Source organism: Rothia sp. 88186D007BW (genome assembly GCF_053544215.1).
This window is the reverse complement of record NZ_JBPPTR010000007.1, coordinates 50,023-73,179: the sequence shown is the minus strand read 5'-3', so window position 1 is coordinate 73,179 and position 23,157 is coordinate 50,023. Positions and strand designations below refer to the sequence as shown.

At 56.6% G+C, this 23,157-nt stretch carries 20 protein-coding genes and 1 other RNA gene; 5 read left to right on the top strand and 16 right to left on the bottom strand.

Going from position 1 to position 23,157, the window contains the following annotated elements; genetic code table 11:
- Positions 1-350 precede the first annotated feature (350 nt).
- Positions 351-2,444, bottom strand: coding sequence for a DNA gyrase/topoisomerase IV subunit B (locus ACEE09_RS05390; RefSeq protein WP_449082773.1), 2,094 nt, complete (start codon positions 2,442-2,444; stop codon positions 351-353).
- Between the two features lie 200 nt (positions 2,445-2,644).
- On the opposite strand from ACEE09_RS05390, the gene ACEE09_RS05385 reads away from it, so the two are divergent.
- Complete coding sequence (locus ACEE09_RS05385; RefSeq protein ID WP_449082771.1) at positions 2,645-2,842, top strand: DUF7455 domain-containing protein; 198 nt, start codon at positions 2,645-2,647, stop codon at positions 2,840-2,842.
- Positions 2,843-3,685: 843 nt separating this feature from the next.
- Here ACEE09_RS05385 and ACEE09_RS05380 read toward each other — a convergent pair.
- From ACEE09_RS05380 to ACEE09_RS05370, 3 genes are all read right to left on the bottom strand, one after another.
- The gene (locus ACEE09_RS05380) at positions 3,686-4,204 is read right to left on the bottom strand and encodes a ClbS/DfsB family four-helix bundle protein (RefSeq protein WP_449082769.1); all 519 of its coding nucleotides are present in this window, start codon (positions 4,202-4,204) and stop codon (positions 3,686-3,688) included.
- A 555-nt stretch (positions 4,205-4,759) separates the two neighbouring features.
- Positions 4,760-6,274, bottom strand: a complete 1,515-nt coding sequence (locus tag ACEE09_RS05375) for a class I SAM-dependent RNA methyltransferase (RefSeq protein ID WP_449082767.1) — start codon at positions 6,272-6,274, stop codon at positions 4,760-4,762.
- Between the two features lie 40 nt (positions 6,275-6,314).
- Complete coding sequence (locus ACEE09_RS05370) at positions 6,315-8,258, bottom strand: APC family permease (RefSeq protein WP_449082765.1); 1,944 nt, start codon at positions 8,256-8,258, stop codon at positions 6,315-6,317.
- A gap of 197 nt (positions 8,259-8,455) precedes the next feature.
- Here ACEE09_RS05370 and ACEE09_RS05365 point away from each other — a divergent pair, with 197 nt between their 5' ends.
- Both ACEE09_RS05365 and ACEE09_RS05360 read left to right on the top strand, forming a co-directional pair.
- On the top strand, positions 8,456-9,148 hold the full coding sequence (locus ACEE09_RS05365; protein ID WP_449082763.1) for a potassium channel family protein: 693 nt from the start codon (positions 8,456-8,458) through the stop codon (positions 9,146-9,148).
- The gene (locus ACEE09_RS05360; protein WP_449082761.1) at positions 9,139-9,801 is read left to right on the top strand and encodes a potassium channel family protein; all 663 of its coding nucleotides are present in this window, start codon (positions 9,139-9,141) and stop codon (positions 9,799-9,801) included. The genes ACEE09_RS05365 and ACEE09_RS05360 overlap by 10 nt, the downstream gene beginning before the upstream one ends.
- Positions 9,802-9,885: 84 nt before the next feature.
- Here the strand turns inward: ACEE09_RS05360 and ACEE09_RS05355 are convergent, their stop codons facing one another.
- From ACEE09_RS05355 to dut, 3 genes are read right to left on the bottom strand one after another with little or no spacing between them, the layout of a single operon-like run.
- Positions 9,886-10,422: an asparaginase gene (locus tag ACEE09_RS05355; RefSeq protein ID WP_449082759.1), complete on the bottom strand. Its 537-nt coding sequence runs from the start codon at positions 10,420-10,422 to the stop codon at positions 9,886-9,888.
- Positions 10,423-10,427: 5 nt separating this feature from the next.
- Positions 10,428-11,264: a DUF3710 domain-containing protein gene (locus tag ACEE09_RS05350; protein ID WP_449082757.1), complete on the bottom strand. Its 837-nt coding sequence runs from the start codon at positions 11,262-11,264 to the stop codon at positions 10,428-10,430.
- A gap of 35 nt (positions 11,265-11,299) precedes the next feature.
- Positions 11,300-11,743 carry a dUTP diphosphatase gene (gene dut / locus ACEE09_RS05345; protein ID WP_449082755.1) on the bottom strand — a complete coding sequence of 148 codons (444 nt, stop codon included), beginning with the start codon at positions 11,741-11,743 and terminating at the stop codon, positions 11,300-11,302.
- 134 nt (positions 11,744-11,877) lie between these two features.
- Here dut and ACEE09_RS05340 point away from each other — a divergent pair, with 134 nt between their 5' ends.
- Positions 11,878-12,345 (top strand): DUF3093 domain-containing protein, encoded by a 468-nt coding sequence (locus ACEE09_RS05340; RefSeq protein WP_449082753.1) that lies wholly within the window; start codon positions 11,878-11,880, stop codon positions 12,343-12,345.
- Positions 12,346-12,439: 94 nt separating this feature from the next.
- Here ACEE09_RS05340 and ACEE09_RS05335 read toward each other — a convergent pair whose 3' ends face one another.
- Positions 12,440-12,739, bottom strand: a complete 300-nt coding sequence (locus ACEE09_RS05335; protein WP_449082751.1) for a DUF4193 domain-containing protein — start codon at positions 12,737-12,739, stop codon at positions 12,440-12,442.
- A gap of 424 nt (positions 12,740-13,163) precedes the next feature.
- Here ACEE09_RS05335 and sepH point away from each other — a divergent pair, with 424 nt between their 5' ends.
- Positions 13,164-14,453 (top strand): septation protein SepH, encoded by a 1,290-nt coding sequence (gene sepH, locus ACEE09_RS05330; RefSeq protein ID WP_449082749.1) that lies wholly within the window; start codon positions 13,164-13,166, stop codon positions 14,451-14,453.
- A 192-nt stretch (positions 14,454-14,645) separates the two neighbouring features.
- Here the strand turns inward: sepH and ACEE09_RS05325 are convergent, their stop codons facing one another.
- The 8 genes from ACEE09_RS05325 to prfB all read right to left on the bottom strand — a co-directional run bounded on the left by ACEE09_RS05325 (position 14,646) and on the right by prfB (position 23,148).
- Positions 14,646-15,878, bottom strand: coding sequence for an alkaline phosphatase family protein (locus ACEE09_RS05325; RefSeq protein WP_449082747.1), 1,233 nt, complete (start codon positions 15,876-15,878; stop codon positions 14,646-14,648).
- Between the two features lies 1 nt (position 15,879).
- On the bottom strand, positions 15,880-16,503 hold the full coding sequence (locus ACEE09_RS05320) for a DUF5998 family protein (protein ID WP_449082745.1): 624 nt from the start codon (positions 16,501-16,503) through the stop codon (positions 15,880-15,882).
- A 72-nt stretch (positions 16,504-16,575) separates the two neighbouring features.
- On the bottom strand, positions 16,576-19,404 hold the full coding sequence (locus ACEE09_RS05315) for a bifunctional acetate--CoA ligase family protein/GNAT family N-acetyltransferase (RefSeq protein WP_449082744.1): 2,829 nt from the start codon (positions 19,402-19,404) through the stop codon (positions 16,576-16,578).
- 80 nt (positions 19,405-19,484) lie between these two features.
- Positions 19,485-20,006, bottom strand: a complete 522-nt coding sequence (locus tag ACEE09_RS05310; RefSeq protein WP_449082742.1) for a hypothetical protein — start codon at positions 20,004-20,006, stop codon at positions 19,485-19,487.
- 240 nt (positions 20,007-20,246) lie between these two features.
- Positions 20,247-20,622, bottom strand: a transfer-messenger RNA (tmRNA) gene (gene ssrA / locus ACEE09_RS05305).
- Positions 20,623-20,773: 151 nt separating this feature from the next.
- Positions 20,774-21,511 (bottom strand): DUF4190 domain-containing protein, encoded by a 738-nt coding sequence (locus ACEE09_RS05300; RefSeq protein ID WP_449082740.1) that lies wholly within the window; start codon positions 21,509-21,511, stop codon positions 20,774-20,776.
- Between the two features lie 21 nt (positions 21,512-21,532).
- Positions 21,533-22,027: an SsrA-binding protein SmpB gene (smpB, locus tag ACEE09_RS05295; RefSeq protein ID WP_449082850.1), complete on the bottom strand. Its 495-nt coding sequence runs from the start codon at positions 22,025-22,027 to the stop codon at positions 21,533-21,535.
- The gene (prfB, locus tag ACEE09_RS05290; RefSeq protein WP_449082738.1) at positions 22,024-23,148 is read right to left on the bottom strand and encodes a peptide chain release factor 2; all 1,125 of its coding nucleotides are present in this window, start codon (positions 23,146-23,148) and stop codon (positions 22,024-22,026) included. The genes smpB and prfB overlap by 4 nt, the downstream gene beginning before the upstream one ends.
- Positions 23,149-23,157: the final 9 nt, after the last annotated feature.

The window sequence follows — 23,157 nt, the reverse complement described above, 5'->3', positions numbered from 1 at the left end:
GTTAGGGTGTTTGTGACTCCCCCCACCAGAGAATTTGACGCTTCACTAAAGGTCACTTTCACGCTAAGGCTATCTCTGACTAGGTAGAAGACGACAGCTCACATCTTCTCAAACCGGTGTTAGTGACACTTTGTCATAGTCACACCGGGGCAAGCACCTCTCCCCTAACCCATCAGGTAGAGCCGGGCGGGGCCGTCCTCTTTTTTCAAAAACCCAACCTGAGGGTAAAAGCTAGCCCCTAAAACCAAATCCACAGGCCCTAAAGAGTGATGAATATCATACACATTTGCGGTTATATGACATGCCCCAGGCCCTCAGCAATACCTCACCCCTGCTAACTATAAGAAGCCCTAGGCATCAATCGCAGTGTGGTCAAGCTGGGCGGCACCACGGATAATAAAGTCCTTACGCGGGGCCACCTCAGAACCCATCAAGAGGGTAAAGGCACGCTCGGCAGCCTCAGCGTCCTCAACCCGTACCCGGCGCAGCATACGGTGGCGGGGGTCCATGGTGGTCTCCGCCAACTGGTCAGCGTCCATCTCACCTAGACCCTTATAACGCTGGATAGGTTCCTTATAGCTCTTACCCTCGGCCTCAATACGGCCCAGCAGCTCGTGTAGTTCCTTCTCGGAGTAGGTGTAGACCATCTCGTTAGCCTTACCCCGGTTGATCACCTCAACCCGGTGCAGGGGCGGCACAGCAGCGTAGACATGGCCAGCTTCTACCAGCGGACGCATATAACGGTAGAAGAGAGTCAGCAGTAGGGTACGAATGTGGGCACCGTCTACGTCCGCATCTGTCATCATAATAATCTTGTTGTAGCGTTTGCTCTCCAGGTCAAAGGTGCGCCCTGAGCCTGCACCAATCACCTGGATAATGGCGGCACACTCAGCGTTAGCTAGCATGTCGGTCAGGGAGGCCTTCTGCACGTTCAAAATCTTGCCGCGAATAGGCAGCAGCGCCTGGTAGGTAGATGAGCGGGCCAGGCGGGCAGTGCCCAAGGCCGAGTCACCCTCAACGATGAAAAGTTCAGACTTCTCAACATCAGTAGAGCGGCAGTCTACGAGCTTGGTGGGCATGGACGAAGTTTCCAGGGCGTTCTTACGACGCTGGGTTTCCTTATGAACTCGCGCCGAAATACGCGACTTCATCTCAGCAACAACCTTCTCAGAGACAGCTGCCGCCTGGGTTTTCTCGCCCCGGGCTGTAGAGTTCAACTTGGCAGCTAGTTGCTTGGCTACCACCTTAGAAACAATCTGACGCACCGCCGGGGTGCCCAGAATCTCCTTAGTTTGCCCCTCAAACTGGGGCTCAGCCAGACGCACGGTCAGCACAGCGGTCAGACCTGCCAGCACGTCGTCCTTTTCAATTTTGTCGGTGCCGGCCTTGAATTTACGCGCATTATCGGCAATGTGCTTGCGGAAGGTTCTGAGCAGCCCCTGCTCAAACCCGGTCTGGTGGGTACCGCCCTTAGGGGTAGCGATGATATTGACGAAGGTGCGCAGCTTGGTTTCGTAACCAGTGCCCCAGCGCAGGGCAACATCAACCTCGCACTCGCGCTCTACTTCGGTGAGCTGGGAGTGGCCTTCAGCATCCAGCACGGGGACGGTCTCAGTGAAGGTGTCGGTACCGGTGAAACGCCAAATATCGGTCACAGCCTGGTCATGGGCCAAGTAGTCCACAAATTCTGCGATACCACCGTCATGCTGGAAGACTTCCTCAACGGTTTCAAACTCGCCGGGGGTGCCAGGCAGGCGGCGTTCATCGCGCACAGCAATACGCAGCCCAGGGATCAGGAAGGCGGTTTGGCGAGCACGGGCGGCCAGGTTTTCGTAGCTGAACCGGGCGTCCGGGGTGAAAATCATGGGGTCAGCCCAGTAGCGAACCCGGGTGCCGGTGACTCCGCGTTTGGCTTTACCTACTACCTGTAGGGCGTCGGCGGAGGCGGTGAAAGGGGCATCGGGTTTGGGGGTGCGGGTGCCTTCGAAAATACCGGGAATGCCGTGGCGGAAGCTCATCTGGTAGGTTTTGCCGCCGCGGTCTACCTGCACATCAAGGCGGGAGGAGAGGGCGTTCACGACCGAGGCGCCCACACCGTGCAGACCACCTGAGGCAGTGTAGGAGCCGCCACCGAATTTACCACCAGCGTGCAATTTGGTATAGACCACTTCCACACCGGAGAGGCCGGTGCGGGGTTCAATGTCGGTGGGCACGCCGCGGCCGTCATCTTGCACCTCAACGGAGCCGTCCTTATAGAGGATGACCTGGATGGACTGCCCGTACCCGGCTAAGGCTTCATCAACTGAGTTGTCGATAATTTCCCAGAGGCAGTGCATGAGGCCGCGTGAGTCGGTGGAGCCAATGTACATGCCGGGGCGTTTGCGTACGGCTTCGAGGCCTTCGAGCACCGATAGGTTGCGGGCGGTGTAGTTGTTTGCTGCCACGAAACTCTCCTGCAGGTGTGGACGGTGTGCCTATCTAGTGTAGTACAGGTGTTCGGGTGGCAGGGTCTTTGGCGGCACGGGCCACGGCCCCTACCCGGTTGGCGGGCAAGGGTTTCGTGCTCTGGGCGAAAGGACGTGCGGACGCGGCCGGGCCGGTGGTTGGATAGAGAGTAGAAGGAAAGCTTTTGAAAGGAGCTACCATGAGTGCAACTCTTGAGACCCGCCGCGAATTGACTGCTGCTGACCGTTGCGATGCCTGCGGCGCTCAGGCCTATGTGCGTGTGGTGATGAGCTCTGGCCTGGATTTGCTCTTCTGCGGCCACCATGCTCGCGCTAAGGAAGGTGCCCTGCGCCCTATGGCAGCCGAATGGGACGACCAGACCGACCGCCTGAGCTAACCCCTGGCTCCTACCCCACCCGCCTCGCCCCGTAGTGGGGGTAGGTACCATCTACATCAGAAAACCCACCAAACTTGAACTAGGTGGGTTTCTCTGATTTTGGTGGTCTTTTCCGGAAACCGCTAAGCCTCGTACCGGCTAAATACCGCCAAGGTTTCCACTTGTTCATCATTGTCCAAACCTATGAGGGTTCTTCATAAGGGGTGCCCAACAACAAAGAAACACACCCCCTCACCACCGAAAAACCCGCCCACACACCCCAAGCAGCCGCCGAAAACCCGAACACAAAACACCCCAAATCTTCACTTGCACGATAACGCGTTCCACCACCACTCACAGCTTATCGACAATACGGCTGCTATCTCCTTTACAGCCTCGAGTGAGCGTTTTCACCCCAGGCTTACACTGAGCAGGGGGGGCAACAACCTCAACCCGACGGTAGCCCCTATCAACAAGGGTCATCTCCTCCACATACTTATGTAAGACCGTGCTCCTTGGCGGCATAAACATCATGCCAAGCACCAGGTAGCCGGTCAGTAATGACAAGGAGCCTGCCATCAATGGTGCAGATGATCTGGTGGTTGTAGCCAGCACGTTTATCTTTGCCTGAAAAGTTTATTTCACCTCGCCAGTTCCAGACCGGTACCAGTGTGCTGTTGATGACCAGTGAACCTGGTGCTTTGAGTGCCTTGTTCTAGGGGTGGGTTAGGGTAAGTTTCCTGGGTTTTTGTTGATTTTTTCGCGGTGTCAGGTGGTTGTTGGGGGCTTCTTGTAGGGTGGTGAGTTGCTGGTAGTTATGGGTTTGTGGGGCAACGGTTTCTCTGGTGTGGTTTTGAATAACCCTCATAATACTATTTTCTTCCATTTTCTGATTTTAGTTCTGAAAGTTCCAAAAGGTGCAACAGTATTTACATGAATAAACTTATACACTTCCCAAGTCGCTGTTTTAGTCGCTTCATCAGCCCAGTTTCTCATATGCGGTTCAAATAATTCTTCCTCACTCAACGAATCAATCATAATATAAATAGAATTAATATTCTCATTTAATTTTGCTTTCAACTCTTCCAAAGATAAATGAGCGTAGGTATCCGTGAATGACTGATATAATTCACCGAGTTGATTCCATTTAAATTCATCCGATGGTGTTTTTACTTGAAGCCCCTTTCTTTCATCTTCTTCCCATTTAAGAACCAAACTTGTCCAGCCAACCTGATAGGCAAGGTTTTCTGCTGGAGTTCTATCGGCTCCATCAACTCTCTTATCTTTTAAATTTTCTGGAATAATATCAAATTCTGAAATATACTTCTCAAATGTTTTACCTATTTCAGCTTTTAGTTGTTCTTTATTTTCGTATGTTCGCAAAAATTAACCTTCTTTCTAATTCATTAATGTTTTGATTTAAATTGACCTTATTTTCCTATTTACACCTTCTAAGAACACTACAACAGCTGCTCCCACTCCACCATCGGTATTCCGTAAGGACTAACTAAAAATCAAATAATTAATGCTTCTACACCAATGCTAACTTCTTTTTGTAAAAAATGCTATGGCTCCAAATATACAAAATATCATCAGTAAATATAGTATTCCCGTTTCTATGCCGAGCATGAATGTAAGAAGGCAGTTAGGATACTTGAATAAAAGACTCATTGGAAACAAGATTATTTTTATCATCAATCTTATAAACACCCTCTCTCTTTATTGCATCATTTTAAAGTTCCTTCATGGTATCCATAACAGTATCTTCTTTTTCCAGTGTGAATTGCGGGATAACTTGTTTTTCTTTTTTGACTTATTATAACCCCCTCTCAGCTCTATACCGTATTTCTTTTTAATTTGTGCGATATGCAGTGTAGAAACCTTAAAGCTAAATTTCTTCAGTACATACTCTTTTATTTACTCATAAGCAGACTTGCTTTAATCACTTGTTGCATCAAGCTCATCCAGCTCAATTTCAACATTTATGTGCTTATCGACATCAAGTTTGGACAAAAGAGCTACCGTCTCCACATGGTGGGTGTTGGGGTACATGTCAAAGGCCTCAACAGCATCAAGCCGCCAGCCTGCTGCGCGCAGGTAGCCGGTGTCACGGCCCAAGGCTGCCGGGTCACAGGCCACGTAGATAATCCGCTGGGGTGCAAGGGCAGAAATCTGCTCCATGACGGTGCGGCCCGCACCCTCACGGGAGGGGTCACAAATTACCACATCCGGGGCAGCGTAGCGGCCCTCGGCCACTTCACCGCTGATTTTCTCCAGCACCTGGGCCACGTCCCCGTTTTCCACGCGCACGCGCGTCCGCTCAGACCTGTGAGTTCGGGAGGGCCCCTCGTCACCAAAGTTCTCGGAGGCGTTGCGGCTGGTCACCGGAGATCCCTCAATCGACAAAACCGTGCCCTTGTCGCCCACTGCGTCAGCGGCTAGGGCGGTGAAGAAACCGGCACCGGCGTAAAGGTCATAGACCGTCATGCCCTTTCTCAGGCCGGCTGCCTCAAGCACCGCATTACCCAGCACCTCAGGGGCAGCCCGGTGAATCTGCCAGAAGCCTGTAGCGGCCACGTTCCAATAGAAGTCCTGGGCGTAAACAGTGGCAGCCTCAAGGAGGTTAGGGCTGGTAGCCCCAGCGATGACGTCAGCGGGTTTAGTGCCGCGGCGGCGTCCGCCCTTTTTCTCAGCGGTAAAGACCAGGGTTATCATGCGCTCTTCCAGCGGCCCCCACAGGGCCCGGGCCTGGGCCTCAATATCCGCGGCGACCGCCGCAGGCGTGGTGCGGGCAGATACGGTAAAGACCACGGCCACCATATCGGTGGCAGAGATCGCCACATCAACCCGGGTAATACCGGCTAGTTTGAGCCGGTGCAGCTCTAGGGCCTCGATGCGCTCATCGGCCAGGGGGAAGCCCGTAACGGGGACGGGCACCGAGCTAGAGTGCGGGAACATAGCGATTTGCTGGCTCTCGCGCTCCACCGCAAAATGTACTCGGGTGCGCCAGTGCAGCCCCTGCTCATCACCGGGTAGGGCATGGACCGGCAGCTTAGCCAGCAGCGGGTGGTTCTCAGGCACCCCGCCCAGGCGCACTAGCTGCTCCTTCACAATCTGCTGCTTATAGGCCCGCTGGGTTGCGAGAGTCAGGTGCCCGTATTCCATACCGCCCAGGGGCTGAGCAGACGCCAGCGCGTCCGCCGGTGCCCAGGGGTGGGGGCGGCGCTCCGGTGAGGGGGTATCGACGGAGACCACATCTGCGAAGAAGAAGCGGCCTTTGGGGCCACGGCCGGTAATGCGGGCGGTGGCCTGCTCCCCTACGATGCCGTGGCGGACAAAGATGACGCGGTCGCCTGCTCTAGCGACCAGGGCCCCGCCGTGGGCTGGGCGTTCGGGGGTGAGTTCTAGCAGGTCACCGATAGCAGGTTCAGGTGAGGTGGTGGTGTCAGTCATGTGTTTCTCGCTTCGAGGGTGGCTCGGTGGGTTTTCTAATTTATCGGTCTATTTGCCAGGGCACGGAGGCCACCACGACACCTGGTTCGTGGCGCAGGCGGGCTTTGAGCTTGTGGACGGTGCGGCGTTGGAAGATACCATGCCACCAGTGGGAGGCCACATATTCGGGCAAGTAAACCACCAGCACGTCGCGGGGAGATTTTTGGCGCATCTGGTGCACATATTCGAGCAGGCTGGCAGCGGGGTTGCGGTAGGGCGAGTCCAAGACGGTCAGGTCTACGGGCAGTTCTAGGGCCTGCCAGGTGTCAATGTTTTCGCGGGTGCGGGCTTGATCCACGTTCACTAGCAGAGCCTCAATGGATGAGGGGCGGGAGGCCCGCGCATAGGCCAGGGCCCGCAGTACAGGCTTGCGCACCCGCTCAACATAGATAAGGGCATGGACGCGGGAGGGGAGGGCCCGGTCAGCGGCTAGTTGGTCGGGATCCGTGGAGAGGGCTAGTTGCCGGTCGATGCTGCTGTAGTGTTTGTTGGTTTTAATCATGAGCCAGGTCAGAAGAAGAATGAGCAGTACGGTAACCCAAGCACCGTGAACGAATTTGGTCAGAACAATCACCACGAGCACGGTCATTGAGGCGCCAGTGCCGACTGCGCTGATGCCGATATCACGCCAGAGGGCGCGCCGTTTTTGGGTATTGAGGGTGATGCGTTGGGTGCGCCAGCGGTTGCGAAGCACCGCATATTGGGTGAGGGTGAGAGCGGTAAAGACTCCCACAATATACATTTGCACCAGGGTGTGCACGTTGGGCCCGACGATGGCCACCAGCAGCATAGAACTGGCCCCCAGGGTCAGCACACCATTAGCGTAGAGGGCCGTGGAGCTGCGGGCTGAGAGGTGCACCGGCAGGTACTGTTTGGAGGCTATGGCAGTAGCCAGCATGGGGAAGCCGGTGAAAGCTGTCATGGCCGCGACCAGGAGCACCCCAATGGTCGCTGCACCGAGTAGGACGCTGGCTAGGGGCTGGTGGAAGATAGCGTCGGTCAGTTGGAGAAGAACGGGTATTTGGTGGAAGTCCTCCCCCACCATTTGGCCAGCAACCAGTAGCCCCTGGGCCGGGTCAAGGACGGTTACCACCCCGGTTTGCCGGGCCAGGTAGAGCACACCCAGAAGGGAGAGGGCAGAGATCCCGCCGATTACCATGAGGCTAGTGGCGGCGTTGCGCTGGCGCGGCGGGGCGAAGGCCTTGACCGCATTACTCACAGTGTTCACCCCGGTCAAAGCCACAGCACCAGAGGCAAACGCCCTCACCAGCAGCAGAGTTACACCCAGCTGGGTTGTGAGCACCTGGCTGGTATTCTCTGGCACCAGCACCGTGTAGTCAGCCGAGACTGCGCGCCCAAGCTGGCCGGTGGCGTCCGCAATAAGACCGCACCCGATGGTAGTAACCAGCAGCACCAGAAAAATATAGGAGGGCAGGTGAGAGATTCGCAGCATCACTTTCAGGCCGTGCAAGCAGATAAAAGTCACCAGGGCAATCAGTGAACAAGCTATCAGCCTTTGATGCCCCAAAAGTAGGGGGGTAATCGATTCAAGATACTGGGCAGCAGAAGAGAGCGAGACCGCAACCGTGAGCATGAATTCGACCATGAGAGCCGCACCCAGTACCACCGCGGCTGTTACCCCCAGGTTCTGGTAGACCAGGGCGAAGTCGCCACGCTCCCCCACATGCTGAATGTTGTACCGGTAGGTGCCCACCACAATCAGCAGAATCAGGGCGATACCCAACCCCACCAGGGGCGAGTAAGCTAAGGCCCCGTGACCAGCAAGGAGCAAAGTCAGCAGGATTTCATCAGGAGCGTAGGCCACAGAAGAGAAACCGTCAGCCCCAAACAGGGGTAGGGCACGGCGTTTGGGCAGGTTGCCTTTTTTAGCCTGCCTGCTGGTGACAGGGGCACCAAAGATTAGGCGGGTGGCCGCGCTCCTCATATTCCTCACAGGCTCTAACCGTAGTCGCTGAAAGGGGGAAAAAACAGCTATACACACCACATTTTAGTGAGCGGCGAAGGTACCCCACCCGGCTAGGGCGTCTCAGTTGGGTCGTGGGGCCACCAAGCGTAGACTAGAGGTACCCCTGTGCTGCGGGGTATGTGTTTATTTTTCGTTGTCTTGTCGTGAGGTGCTAAGTGCCCCATTTTGTGATTATGGGTGCCGGTCGTGTGGGCGTCATGTTGGCTCACACCCTAGAAGATGCGGGCCATTCGGTTGCTGTCATTGACCAGGATGAGAGGTCATTTCGCCGCTTACGCAAGGATTTTGCGGGCAAGAAGGTCACGGGTGTGGGCTTTGACCGTGAGACCCTCAAACGGGCCGGCGTTGAACACGCCTATGCCTTTGCGGCTGTCTCCTCTGGCGATAACTCCAATATTATTGCCTCCCGTGTGGCCCGAGAAACTTTTGGGGTGCAGCATGTGGTCGCTCGTATCTATGACCCCAACCGTGCCGAGTTCTACCAGCGTCTGGGTATCCCTACGGTAGCGGCAGTGCGGTGGTCTACCGATCAGGTACTGCGCCGTATTTTGCCTGAGCAGGCCATGGCCGGTGACTTCCGTGAAGCCTCAGGTCGTCTCATGCTCGGTGAACTTCAGTTACACGAGAGTTGGGCTGGTCACGCCCTGACCGAGATTGAAGAGGCCGCAGGGGTGCGGGTAGCCTACCTGACCCGCTTTGGGGAGGGCATGCTACCAACGAAGGAAACCTCTTACCAGCAAGGTGATACGGTGCACGCCATGATGCGCACCGAAGACATCAACGACATTGCCAGGGTGCTAGGTGCACCCCCGGCAGGCCAGGATGAGGGGGATCTTGAGTGGAAGTAATCATTATTGGTGCAGGCTCAGTAGGCTCTTCAAGCGCCCGGGAGCTACTCTCCCACGGCCATACGGTCACCATTATTGACATTAAGCCCGAGGCTATTTCTCGCAGCGGTATTCAGCGGGCCCATTGGGTCATTGGGGACGCCTGTGAGCTGTCCGTCCTACGGCAGGCTAAACCTGAGAACGCGGACGTCATTGTAGCCGCCTCAGGTGACGATAAAACCAACCTGGTTGTATCTCTCTTAGCCCGCAGTGAGTTTGGGGTGCCCCGCACCGTAGCCCGCGTGAACAACCCCAAAAATGAGTGGCTCTTTGATGAGGCCTGGGGTGTTGATGTTGCAGTTTCTACCCCGCGGCTGATGACAGCCCTAGTGGAAGAAGCCGTAGAGGTCGGTGACGTGGTGCGCCTGATCACCCTCAAGACCGGTAGCGCCACTTTGGTGGAATACACAGTTCCGGCTGACCACCCCATCATTGGTCACACGGTAGATAACGTGCAGTGGCCCTACGAGACCACCTTGACCGCCATCTTGCGCGATGGGGTACCGATTACCCCCAGCGGAGACGACGTCATTGAAGGCGGCGATGAACTCTTCTTTATCACCACCCCCACCGGTGAGGACGACATCCGCGCCCTCTTTAGCTCACCGGTTTAACTAGTCTGGCACCCAGTATTACACCAGAGGACGCTGGCCCCACCTTGTGTTGTAAAGGTGGGGCCAGCGTCCTTTGAGTAGATGCTAAGAAATTGGAACTATCTCATAGCGGGGGTTATACATGAGGGGCTTCTCCCGGGTGCTGAGCATACCTGAGACCCTCAGGTAGCCACCGGCTGCTATACCCGGCACCTGGCGCTGACCCAACCATACCAAGGTCAGCACCGTACCCGGTGCTAGAGGCGGGAACTCCGGGTAGAGCACACGGGGCCCTGCCCGGTTGACGCTAAAGCGAGTAGTAAACCCGGTTTCCTCATCGAGCACAGAGATTTGACCGGTTGAGGTGTCCTCAGTGGTGCTCACATCGGTAGTGTCATCCAGGTCTTCACCGGTTTCTGCAATGGGCATACCCGTCATGGGGTGGGTCTTTGCCGGCGGCAGGGGCTTAGACTTATCGACCAGCAGGGTCACCTCAAACTTGGGGGTGGCCCCTACATGCGAAATGTGCACCCTGGCTACTCGCCCAGCGACTCGTGCACGGAACCGCTGCGGGTACTCTTCCAGGCGGGTCACCGGCCCGGCCACCTGCTGCCGGGTGAAGGGCGACTCAGTCTCAGGCATAGGCCCTAACCGATTTCAGTGATCTCAGGGCCGCGGCGGGGCACCTCGACAGTAGGTTTCTTCTGAGCTTCTGCAGCTGCAGCGGCCTGGGCGTCAGCAGCCTCCTGAATCTGCTGGGGCACGCGCATAGGCAGCAAATCACGCGGAGGCATAGGCTCAGAGCCACGGTTGACCACAATAGTGCGGAAAACCTCTTCAAGAGCGGTTGCACTCTCCCCAGGCAAAGCAGCCTTACCGGAGAACACCCCACGCACAAACCAGCGCGGCCCATCAACACCCACGAAACGGGCGACACGGAAGCCCTTACGGCCGTCAGGAAGCTCAGCGGGCACACGAGAAATAAGCTGACGCCCAAAGGGGCCATCATTAATATCGACCTGGCCTCCCTTACGGCGCACACTTTCAGATAGTTCCTTACGGATATCATCCCAAATCCCTCGGCTCTTAGGAGCCGCAAAAGCCTGCACTTGAAGGGCGCCTTCACCGATTTGCAGGGTAACAGCAATAACTTGCTGAGTTTTCTGGTCAGCCTCAAGACGCAGGCTCAGCCCCGGATTACTCTTAATCAGCAAGCCACCCAGGTCAATATAGCTAGAACCGGTACGTTGCTCGGTGACGTCAAAGGGGCCGTTCTCACGGGTAAATTCTACAAAGGAGACAGGCAGAGCTGCATCTACGGCAGGCTTCTGAGCTTTGCTACGACCAGCTACTAGGGCTGTTTTTTCGGTGGCGCTTTTGCCCTGCCCCTTCTTCTCACCCGCTGCAGGGGCATCTGCAGTGCCCTGTTCACGCTGCGTAGCGGCGGTATCCGCATTCTTCTTTTTCTTACCAAAACCAAACATAGTGCCTCCTTAGTGGCCTAGCCTCTCTACTGCTCTTACTGTACGCCTGTGGAACCAAACCCGGCAGACCCACGTTCAGTTTCGCTCAAGCTCTCCACCACATTAAAAATAGCGGACTCAAACCGCTGAATCACTAGCTGGGCGATACGGTCACCGCGCTCGATAGTAAAGGGCTGGCTACGGTCGGTGTTGAGCAGGCTAACCATAAGCTCACCGCGATACCCCGAATCAACGGTGCCCGGGGCGTTGACAATAGTAATACCGTGCTTAGCGGCCAGACCCGAACGCGGGTGCACCAGACCCACATACCCCTCAGGCAGAGCAATTGCCACACCAGTGGGCACCAGGGCACGCTCACCCGGGGCAAGGGTCAAGGTCAGGCGCGAGCGCAAGTCGGCTCCGGCATCCCCGGGCTGGGCGTAAGCGGGGGGTTCAAGCCCCTCATCGAGCATCTTGATATCAATCTTAAGCTGGTTCATCACTCTCTTTACTGTACCGGGTTATGCACCGGTCTGCCGCTCACGTCGGGGGCTAAAACCCCTTAGACTAGAAGCAGTGTTGCTGGGTGCCCCCCCGGCACTGTGCCCAGAATTTTGTTGTATCGAAGGAAGCTATGCCTGTTACTGCCCCCACTGTGCTCTACCGTGAACGACTAGCCCCGGGTCTTGGCTTATGGGTCGGTTGTGTAGGTGCTGGTCTCGCTTCTTATCTGGTGGGTGCACCTATCAGCATTACCGCAGGGGTCATTGCCGGTGTTGTGGTCTTTCTTCTGCTGGGTGTGATTCTCTATGGGAGCTCTCCCACTCTAGAGATTACTGATAGCACGGTGCGCTTTGGTCGGGCCCGTATCGAACGGGACTATGTGGGCCGTGCCTACGCTTTTCGTGGGGAGAATGCCCGCCTGGCTACTGGCCCGGCACTGGATGGGCGGGCGTATATGTGTTTCCGGGGGTGGATTACCTCAGTAATTCGGGTAGACATTACCGACCCGGCAGACCCAACCCCCTATTGGATTGCTTCCTCCCGTCACCCTGAGAAGATTGCAGCGATCCTTAATGAGGGTTTATCTGAAGAAGGCTAGGGCTTGTAGGTTCTCTTCAAAGTTTCAGTAGAACCAAGGGCGGGCCCGCGTTATGACAACGCGGGCCCGCCCTTGTCTGTTGAGTTTCTATCTTTTAGCTCTCGCACTCAATGCAGTACTTGAGGTCGCCCTCTTCACGGGCGATCTGGGAGCGGTGGCGCACCAGGAAGCATGAGGCACAGGTGAATTCGTCGTCCTGTGCGGGGAGAACCACAACGTTTAGTTCTTCGTTGGAGAGGTCAGCACCGGGTAGTTCAAAACTTTCGGCTGCTGCGTTTTCGTCCTCGTCCACTGCACCTGATTGCATTTCTGAGGGGCGTGAACGCAGCTCCTCAAAGGATTGGTCTTTGCTCTCTTCATCTTGCTTGCGAGGTGCATCGTAATCGGTTGCCATGGTTTTCTCCGTATTAGGTGTGCGAAGGGTAGATACCCCCTCTGTCTGGTCTGGGGCACCTGCACCCCGGCTTGATATCGGTTGCCCCTGTATTGGCCGGGGCCTCCGATTGTGTTGAGGTGACGGGTAGAATTGTTCACTATTGCTTGCGAGAATGCAAGCGGAGAGTTCATGTTCTCTCTGAGCGAGTCATATAGGTTGAGTGAGGGTTGGTGCAGGGTAAGACATTTATTTCAAGTTCTTCCTGAGCTTGAGATAATTTTCCTTGAAAAATCGGGTATTTTCAAAACTTCACCCCCTCCCCCAGCTCCTTTAGCTTTCAGGCAGAGCTTGAGCCGGTAGTCTTTCAAGTAAGTGTAAAGATTGAAGTGAGCACCGCCTTGTCTTGGAGGTGGTGCCCGGCCCCATCTAAGGAGACCGAGCAGTGCGTGAACTGCGACTAGCTGGCATTCATGACGATGGTGAGAACCTCGTCCTCGAATCATCTGACGGCGCAACCTACCTCTTGCCCATCGACCAGAACCTGCGGCAGAGCATTGCTCGTGCCCGCCGTATCAGCCCCTTACGCGGCGGTAGCGCTGGTGGCGCCTTTGGCCCCCGTGATATTCAGACCCGATTCCGTCAGGGTGCCACGGTTGAAGAAATTGCTGCAGAATCAGGCTGGGAGCCAGAGCGGGTGCGCCGCTATGAGTGGCCTATTGTCGCTGAGCGTGCCAACATCATTCAAACGGCCCGTACCGCCGTTATCTCTGCTGCCCCCGGTCAGGGCGAGGCAGCTCAGAGTCTTGACCAGCATATTGAGTCAGTATCTGAGCGTTATGACTTTACCCAGGCCCCGATGGATTGGAGCACTTGGCAGCAGGAGTCTGGCCAGTGGACCGTATCGGTTGATATAGATTTGGGTGCGGACGCCCAGGCCAACTTACCGCGCAGCGTCATGTTCCCTGCCCGGTGGAACTTCAACCCTGCCAACCAGAGCATTTATGCCTCCAATGAGGCTGCCTACTTCTTGATGGGGCGCGACCATTCCCACGATGCACCGATTCCGGGGCTTTCCAAGCAGTCTGTGACCTCACAGGGCGAGCAGGTGAGCGATGCCTCTGCGCAGTCGGTATCGTCCTCCGCCGGTGTTCAGGTTGCTGAGCCTCGCATTACTCGGGTGAGTGTGCCTGAGCAGAAAGAGCAGAATGAGCTGCTTGATGAGCTGACAGCCCGCCGCGGTGTGCGCTCCTTTGACCCTGCTAGCGAGCGCAAGCTAGCTGATCTGTTGGAGCGTGCCCGCCGCAGCTCCCGCCCTGCTGCTGGGGTGCAGGCTGAGTCTGTTTCTGAGGCTGGTGAAGATTTTAGCCCGGTAGTTGAAACGACTGTTGAGCAGGAGGAAACCTCTGCCGAAGGTGCTGTAGCGCCACAGCCTGCCCTGGACTCGGGCCCTGTTGATGCGAATGCTGTTGATGCGAACGCTGTTGAAGTAGGCGGTGAGGAAGTCAGCGAGGCTACATCAAACGACCGTGAATCAAACCGTGAGAGCATCAAGGAACCCGACGCACTTGAAACTGATCTTGGTGAAGAGGTTGCTGGCGCTAAAGAACCAGTAGCTTCTGATGAGGAGCCTCTAGGCCATGACGATGAGGCCCCTGCCCCTAAGTCCAGCCGAACTAAGCGCACCAGTGTGCCCAGTTGGGATGACATTATCTTCGGTAACCAGCGCCGTTAGACTTCGGGTGTTTATCATCTATTAAAGCCCTGTACCTACCCTGAGGTTAGGTACAGGGCCTTTGCTCTTGGCCAGACGGCGCCCCACCTGGAGCCGACCTTTGGAGCAGAGACACCTCAGGCAGAAGAAACTCTCCTTCTTGACCTACCCCAGCAAGTGGCCACTCCGGCCGTCCTTAGGGTGGGCCTAGCCCTAGCCAGTCGGTAGCATCAGCAGCGGAACCTGTGTTTCCTCAAGCGTTAGCGACCCGTGCTGCCCCACCATCTGCAAGGCATGGGGTTTGTAATGGCGCATATCGTACAGGGCGATAGGTTCGCGGGCAGCTACGATAATATCTCCAATGCGGCGGCGGGCCTCGTCCGTAACCTGCGGGCCAAAATAGCCGGCCTCACAGAGGTTTTCAGTATCAAAAATCCAGGCCTGCTCCCCCCAGGCTTCTGCCCAGCGTCCCAAAGTATCTTGGCGGGCCGCGGGGCTGGAGTCCTTCAGGTAAAGCTGCACCATGCGGGGTTCACCGGCTGTTAGCTCAACATTCTCAAGCAGGGCAGCATCACCTGAGTAGTCGATACGGTTCTGGGGGTCAACATCTACCATGCCGTGATCGGCAGTCACCAGCAGCAGCACATGCGACGGCAGTCTACGCGCTAGCGATTTAAGGGCAAGATTGAGCTCTTCTAGCTGCTCAAGCCATTGGTCTGAGCTGGTGCCGAACTTATGGCCGGTCTGGTCAATTTCTCCCCAATAAAGGTAAACCAAGGACGGCTTGCGGGAGTTCAGCAGGCTAGCAGCCAAGGTGGTGCGGGCACCATACCCGCCTGCGTGCACAAAACGCCCACCTCGTAGCCCGGCCTCACTCAAGCCAGTACCCGCGTACTTGCTAAGCGAGACTGTTGCAACGTCTAGGTGGTTTTGGTATCGCTCAAAAACGGTGGGGTGGGGCTGCCAGATGTGGGGGTCTACCGTCTTATCCCAGCCTGAAAGCTGGTTCATGACGGTTCCAGTTGCTGGGTTTTTGACCTCATAACCAGCCATGCCGTGGTACCCCGGGGCGGTTGCGGTGCCGAAGCTACTGAGTGAAGCGACCGTGGTTGACGGCACCGCTGAGTGGATAGGCCCAAGCTGGGTGGCCTTCTTCAAGAGGGGGGCGTAGGAGCCGTAGGTTGATAGTAGGCTCTGGCCCAAACCGTCAACCATGACCAGGCAGACGCTGCGATAACGGGTGGGGTCGACCCCGGCAGAGCGCAGCCGCTCAGCTAAGCCGATGAGGTCGTGGCGTCCGGCCCCGTGCAGGGGGTGGGGGTCAGGGGTGATGGAGCCTTGGGCTACCAAGGTGCCGCACGATTCAAAGAGGTCGGCCAGATTGTTGCCGCCGTAGCCAGGTTCGGTGGGTAGGGGGTTGCCGCAGTAGTCGGTGAGGACGCTCATTTTAGGCTCCTGCCTGTACGGTTGCGGTGGTGGGCAGGGTCTGGTGGTTCATGGCTGCCATGTGGGCAGAGCGTAGGGCCCTAGCAAAGCTGCGGGCCTGGGCGGTGGCGTCCGCACCATCTGCGGGGGTGCTCACTCGTAGGAGCATATCTTCGCGGGGGCTCATACCGGTGTAGCCGTGGTCGGCTTCGCACACGGGGTCGGGGCATTCTGCCGGTTGTACATCTAGCCGTTGGGAGCCGGTCCAGGCGATGAGTAAAGAGACCTCTGAGACAGGGCTACCTGTTCGATAGTGTTGGGGCTGGGGGTAGGTGTAGCTGACAGTTAGGGTGCGGAGCCGACTTACGTGCAGGGTTTCTACCGATACGTGAGCGAGAACCTGCTGGCCGTTTTCGTCGAGGTTTTGGTCATCGAGGTGGGCTACAAGAAGGATGTGACCGGCTAAGACTAACACCGTGATATGGCGGTGCAGTTCGTTCTGGTCGAAGTGGGTTTCTACTTGGACCAGGTGGCTGGTTGGTGCTAGCCCGGATAAGGCTTCGGCTACCGTATCGAGGACGAGTTCGGGGTAAAACCCCGCTTGCTGGATATCTCTGGTGAGAGCTTCGGCTGCGCTGGGGGTCATCGTCTCGTCTCTTTCTGAGGTTTCTTCTAGCTGGTAGGTTTACCTTCCATTTTAGGTCATACCAGCTTGCCCCTAGCTACTCATGGTTCGCCGGGCGGAGTCAGTGCGCTGTTGGGGGTTGCCTAGGCGTATCTTGGCGCCTATCACGGTGAGTGTTTCGTGGGCCAGTAGGATCGGGTTCAGTTCTAGGTAGGCAATCTCAGGGTGGTTATCTTTCATGAGGGCTACCCAGGCGCATAAATCTTCTAGTAGGTCGATTCGCACCTGGGGTATGCCCTTGTCGGCAAAGAGTTTAGCTGCTGCTTTGGGTGAGCGCACCATCTTGTACACATCACGCTCAGTCAGGGGTGGGATGCGGTGGGCCCAGTCGCCAAGGAGCTTGGTTGCGTCACCGGCCATGCCGAAGGAAATAACGGGGCCGATGAGGGGGTCTTCGATGCCGATGAGTACCGCGGTGTGCCCGGCTGGGGCTTGTTTCTGTACGGTGAGGTCAAACTTGCCGTAGGGTTCAAGCACCCGGTGCATGTGGGCTATTTCCCTGAGCAGTTCGGCGTCACTTTCGATGCCTAGACGGACGCCGCCCACCTCAAGGCGGTGGCGTAGTGTCTGGTCGGTGGTTTTAAGGACGACGGGGTAACCGCCTGCTGTAGCTGCGGCCGCAGCTGCTTCTTGGGCTGTTTCAAAACCGTATTCGGGAAGTAGGCTAATGCCGTACTTGGCGAGGAGTTCTGCGGTGGCGGGGGCAGGAAGATCTAGCAGGTTTTCTCCGCTCACCTGGGTTAGGTGGTGGGCGATGCCTGCGGCTGCAGCTTTTGGGCTCACGTTCTCGGGGGTAGCGAGCGCCCCGGTTTCCTTTTCTCGCCATTCGACGTAGTCCATGACTTTGGCTAGGGCCAGTATGGAAGCACCTGGGGATTCAAAGCAGGGCAGTCCTTCTTGTAGGGTGGGTGCGCCCTGCCCCGCTGCGTCAGGATTCTCTGGGGTAGGTAGCTGCTGCTGTGAGTTTTCCCAGATTCCGTGGAGGGTTTGGGCGGTGTTGAGTGTTCCGGGGAAGGCAGCAACTACTGGCTTGCCAGTGCGTTTGCCAGCCTGTTGTAGCACTCCTGCAATGTCTTTGGGTTCGATGGAGTCGCCGGTGAGGAAGATGCCGATAGCGGCGTCAATATCTGATGCTTCTAGGGTGCTAGTTGCGACGTCTTCAAGAACTTTTAAGCTGTCAATGCCGTCGTCGGTGAGTCGGAGCGTCGATTCGGTGACTCGCACATCGATTTTGAGGGTTTGGGCTTTATCGGCAACAATTTGCCCCAGGGCTGAGGCGTTGGAGAGGATAGCGATACGTCGGCCAGCTGGTAGGGGCTGGGAGACCAGTACCTGGGCCACATCGAGCACTTTCTCAAAGGTTTCGGTGCTGATTACACCGGATTGCTTGAACATGGCATCGAGTGCTTCGGGGGGTGCGATAGAGGTCCGCCCGGAATGGCCCGGGGGGAGTTTTTGGCCGGTGACCGCGTTCTTAGCGACCAGTACCGGTTTGACGCGGGAGAGCCTGCGGGTGATGCGGGAGAATTTGCGGGGGTTACCGATTGATTCTAGGTAGAGGGCACAGACGCCGGTAGCCTCGTCGTCTTCCCAGTACTGCATGATGTCGTTGCCTGAGACGTCCGCGCGGTTGCCTGCTGAGACCAGGGACGAGACACCGATGTTGCGTTTCACCGCGGTGTTAGAGAACATGACTCCGATAGCTGAGGACTGGCTAAAGAGACCTAGCGCACCGGGCTTGGGGTCTTGGGCGCTCATAGTGGCATCGAGGCGGATTCCCGGGTTATTGTTGAGCAGCCCGAAGGAGGCTGGCCCGATGACGCGCATTCCGTGGCTACGCGCTAATCTCACCAGGGCTTTTTGGCGGGCATGGCCCCGGGCCCCGTCGTCTGCGTAGCCGGTGGTGTAGATCAGTACCCCGCGGACGCCGGCCTCACCGCAGGCGGCAACGGCTGGGGCTACCTCTGCTAGCGGGAGGGCGATGATTGCTAAGTCTACGCGGGTTGGTAGGTCCTTGATGGTGGAGTAGATAGGGATCTTGCCGGCAGGTAGTTGGCCTTCGTTGATTCCGTAGAGGGTGCCTGTGAATCCGCCGTCTACCAGGGTTTTGAGGACCTTATGCCCGTCGTTGTCCCAGCGGTTTGTGGTGCCGATGACTGATACGGTTCGGGGGGCTAGTAGCTCGGCAATTGATGTGGATTCCGCGCGGTGTTCGCGTGCTTCCATCACTCCGCGGGAGCGGTCGGTGGGGTCGATGTTGAAGTAGACCATCACCATGCCGTCTTCAAATTCGCGGGAAATCTCGTAGCCTGCGTCGGTAAAGACGTTGAGCATTTTTCGGTTCTGCGGTAGCACTTCGGCGCTGAACCTGTCGATGCCGCGCTCGTTTGCTGCTGCTGCAAGGTGTTCGAGCAGAATTGAGCCGATTCCTCGGCCCTGGTGGGCATCGGAGATCATGAAGGCAACTTCAGCTTCTTTGGGGTTATGTGTGCGGTCGTATCGGCCGATGCCGATGATTTCTTCGCCTAGTAGCAGTACGAAGGCGACTCGATGATTGTGATCTACTGTGGTGAATCGGGTCAGTTCTTTATCGCTGAGGGTGGGTTTGTGGGTGAAAAAGCGCAGGTAGATGGTGCGTTCGGATTGGCCTGCGTACATTTTTTCCAGGGCTGCCCGGTCGGTGGGGATTACTGGGCGTAGGTTTGCTGTGGCTCCGTCCCGTAATACGACGTCGGCCTCCCAATGGGCCGGGTAGATGAAGGGAATTTCGTCGGTGGTGGGGTGGGCTGGGTCAGCCGGGGTGAAGCGGGGGGTGGGGCTGCCCTGCTTGTAGGGGTCTGTGGGTGCGTCTGACTCGGTCACGGGTGTGCTCCTGGGCGGTGCTGGGTGGGCTATCTCCCATCATAACCCTATTGAGGCGCACCTCACAGTAGGGGTGTGGCCTAGTAGCGAGTGTTCTTTTCAATGCAACGAGCGATAGCTTCTTCATCCCCCGCGTAGGTCATCTCGCAGTTAGCTACCTCTGCACCATTCAATAACCAGCTAGCCATGAAGTAGAAGAGTACCGCTACAGGTATGCAGATTGCACCTAACACAATGCCGCCCCAGGCCAGGCCAGCTGTCTTTCCGTGCAAGTGGGTGCGCAGATTACGCCCACGCATGTACAAGGCTCTAATGCCTAGCACAATAGCAGCTAGAGCCGGGATGAGAGCTAAGAGGGCAAAGACGCCCGCCATAAGCACCACAATCCAGCTGACCACACCAGCGGTCAGGGCCATCACCGCAGGGTAGTAGCCGCGGCCCCGCTTATCACGCACCAGCTCCCCATAGGGGCGACGGTAGGCATCTGGCACCCGGTACTGGGCAGGCTCACCAGGGGTAGTAAGATCAAGCGCTGGGGGCAGCAGGACGCCCGCCTGTGCTGGAGGGTATGGTTGGGGGTAAGCAGAGGGCTGGGTGCTCACGGCGTCCTCATTTCTTCATGAAACTACTAGCCCGGGGTGGGCCTTTATTGATGTATGGCCAGCTTATCAGCACTTCCCCAGCAACCTAGACAAGGCCGACCCCTACCCCTCTACTAGTCAGCGAATAGTAAGTCTAAAAGGGGAGCACCTTACCCCTGTATGACCGCACAGAAAAGGCCCTCTGTGTGACTACACAGAAAAGGCCCTCCGCCTGGGTTACCCGGGCGGAGGGCCTTACTACTGTGGAGATGCGGGGAATCGAACCCCGGTCCGATGTGGCGTCAACGGGTCTTCTCCGTGCGCAGTTTGTGAAAACGGTGTTTTCGGCTACCTTGCTTGCACAAACACTTACAAGGCCTAACCTAGTCGTATTAAAGTCCCACCCGGCCCTACGACAAGGACGGGCAGCAGTGGCCTTTTAAACTGATGGTAGTGGCTGAGCCAAAGGCAAGCTCAGGCTACCAGACTGCATCGCTGGGATTATTAGGCAGCGAGTGCGAAGTCAGTGCGCTTAGATTCTGCACTTATTTTTTTGCAGAGGGCGTTTACGAGATAACCCTGCGTCCTCGGCACGCTTCATCCATTTCAACTCACATCGTCGAAACCGATCATCCCCATATTCTTTTATCAAAGAACGCCAAGCTAAGCGTTTTCCTGTGCTCCTTCGAGTCGCAACTCATCCATGAAAGGCACCGGCCCAATTAGCTCGGATGCACCAGTCTACCAGTTAGGCCTCACCACTGTAAAGAGCCAACGGACAGGTACAACTAGGCCTTGCGAGTCGGCTCTGCGGTACTCATCGGTACTGTGATGTCAGGAGTCGGCGCTATAGTTTCGCTGGGCCACTCTGTAGTTTCACTGGTCGGCGCTGTGGTTTCAACCCCCATCTTCTCATTGATGCATTGCTCCATTCGAACCTCGTCCTCCGCATAAACCATGCAATCTCCAAAAGCTGTGAAAAACCAGCCAAAGAAAATGAGGGCTATCAAAGAGCCCAGGATGCCCAGGCCGCTCAAAACAATACCGGTGATAGATAGGCCCTTGCCCCCTCCCCCGGTTTTCGTCTGACGCAGGGCAATAATACCCAGTACCAGACCGACGATGCCCACAACACCGCCAATAACCGCCCAACCACTGAGAAAGGCCAGGACACCCAGCACCAGAGAAGCAATGGCTAGGCCTCTAGGGCCCTGGGCAAGCTGCTGGTTATAGGGGTCATACCCGTAGGTAGAGTAGCTGGCAGGCTGCTGACCGCCATAAGACTGCCCATAGCCCTGCTGGCCATATCCCGGCTGAGAGTATTGAGGCTGGCCATACTCCTGTTGGCCGTAGCCTTGCTGGGAGTACTGAGACTGACCATAGTCCTGCTGAGATGTAGCTGCCTGCTCGTGAGAAAAAGAGCTAGGGGCAGCGTCCTGCTGTTCCTGCCCAGAGGCGCTATCTGAGCTGTACTGCCCAGGAACGTAGTTACCGTAGGGGTTTTCCTTGTTATTTCCGGTTGTCATCTCTCTCCTTCGAGTAGGTTATTAGCCCAGGTTCTTATAGCGCATAGCACGCTGAGCTTCTAGATTGTCCTGGCGCTCGCGTAGGGCCTGACGCTTATCGTAGTCGCGTTTACCGGTAGCCAGGGCAATTTCAACCTTGGCGCGGCCCTTACTGAAATAAAGTTTCAAAGGCACCACCGTGTAGCCGCTTTCGTTGAGCTTCTGGGCGATCTTATTGATTTCGCTGCGGTGCATGAGCAGTTTGCGGCGGCGGCGGGCAGCGTGATTAGTCCAAGACCCTCGCCCGTATTCAGCGATATGAATACCCTCTAACCACAGCTCATTGCCATACATCTGGCAAAAACCATCGGTGATAGAAGCACCACCATCACGCAAAGATTTCACCTCGGTGCCCATGAGCACTAGGCCAGCCTCCCAGGTTTCTAGGATGTTGTAGTTATGGCGAGCGCGGCGGTTGGAGGCGATGGTGTGGTTGTTGGGGTCTTCTTTCGTTACTTTTTTCTTAGCCACGATTATTCTTCGTTCTTTCTTTTCTGTCGTTCGGCGGCGCGCCATCGCACACCGGCGTCGATGAAGCCGTCCAGTGCCCCGTCGAATACGGCGCTGGGGTTTCCCTCTTCATAGTTGGTGCGTAGGTCTTTGACCATCTGGTAGGGGTTGAGCACGTAGGAGCGCATCTGGTCGCCCCAGGAGGCCTTGACGTCACCGGCGAGTTCCTTCTTTTTGGCGTCCTCTTGTTCTTTACGCAGTAGGAGCAGGCGAGATTGTAGGACGCGTAGCGCGGCGGCTCGGTTTTGTAGCTGGGATTTTTCGTTTTGCATCGAGACTACGATGCCGGTGGGTATGTGGGTCATGCGCACAGCTGAGTCTGTGGTGTTGACGGATTGACCGCCGGGGCCAGATGAGCGGAAGACATCAACTTTGAGTTCGGCTTCGGGGATCTCGATGTGGTCGGTTTGCTCAATGAGGGGGATGACTTCTACTGCGGCGAAGGAGGTCATGCGTTTGCCCTGGCTATTGAAGGGTGAGATGCGCACCAGGCGGTGGGTTCCTGCTTCGATGGATAGGCGCCCAAAGGCGTAGGGGGCTTTGACCTCAAAGGTTGCTGATTTGAGGCCGGCTTCTTCGGCGTAGGAGGTGTCCATGACAGTGGTGTCAAAGCCGTTTTTTTCTGCCCAGCGCAGGTACATGCGCAGGAGCATTTCGGCGAAGTCGGCGGCATCTACGCCACCGGCTCCTGCTCGGATGGTGACGACGGCATCGCGCTGGTCGTACTCGCCGGAGAGGAGGGTGATGACTTCAAGCTCTGCTAGGCGTTTTTCGATAGCGCGCAGTTCGGTTTCCGCTTCGGCCAGGGTTTGGGTGTCGCCTTCTTCTTCGGCTAGTTCGACCATGATGTCAAGGTCGTCAATGGCCTGGTTTAGTTTGAGGAGCTTATCGAGTTCAGCTTGTTTGTGGGAGAGCTGGGAGGTTACTTTTTGGGCGGCGTCGGGGTTGTCCCAGAGGTCCGGGGCGCCGGCTGCTTCAGAGAGTTCTGCGATGGTAGCGCGAAGCTGCTCAACGTCGCTGACCTCTTCGATGGAGGCGTAGGTTGAGCGTAAGGTTTTGATGTGGGCAGAAAAATCTAAAGTAGCCATGACTATTAA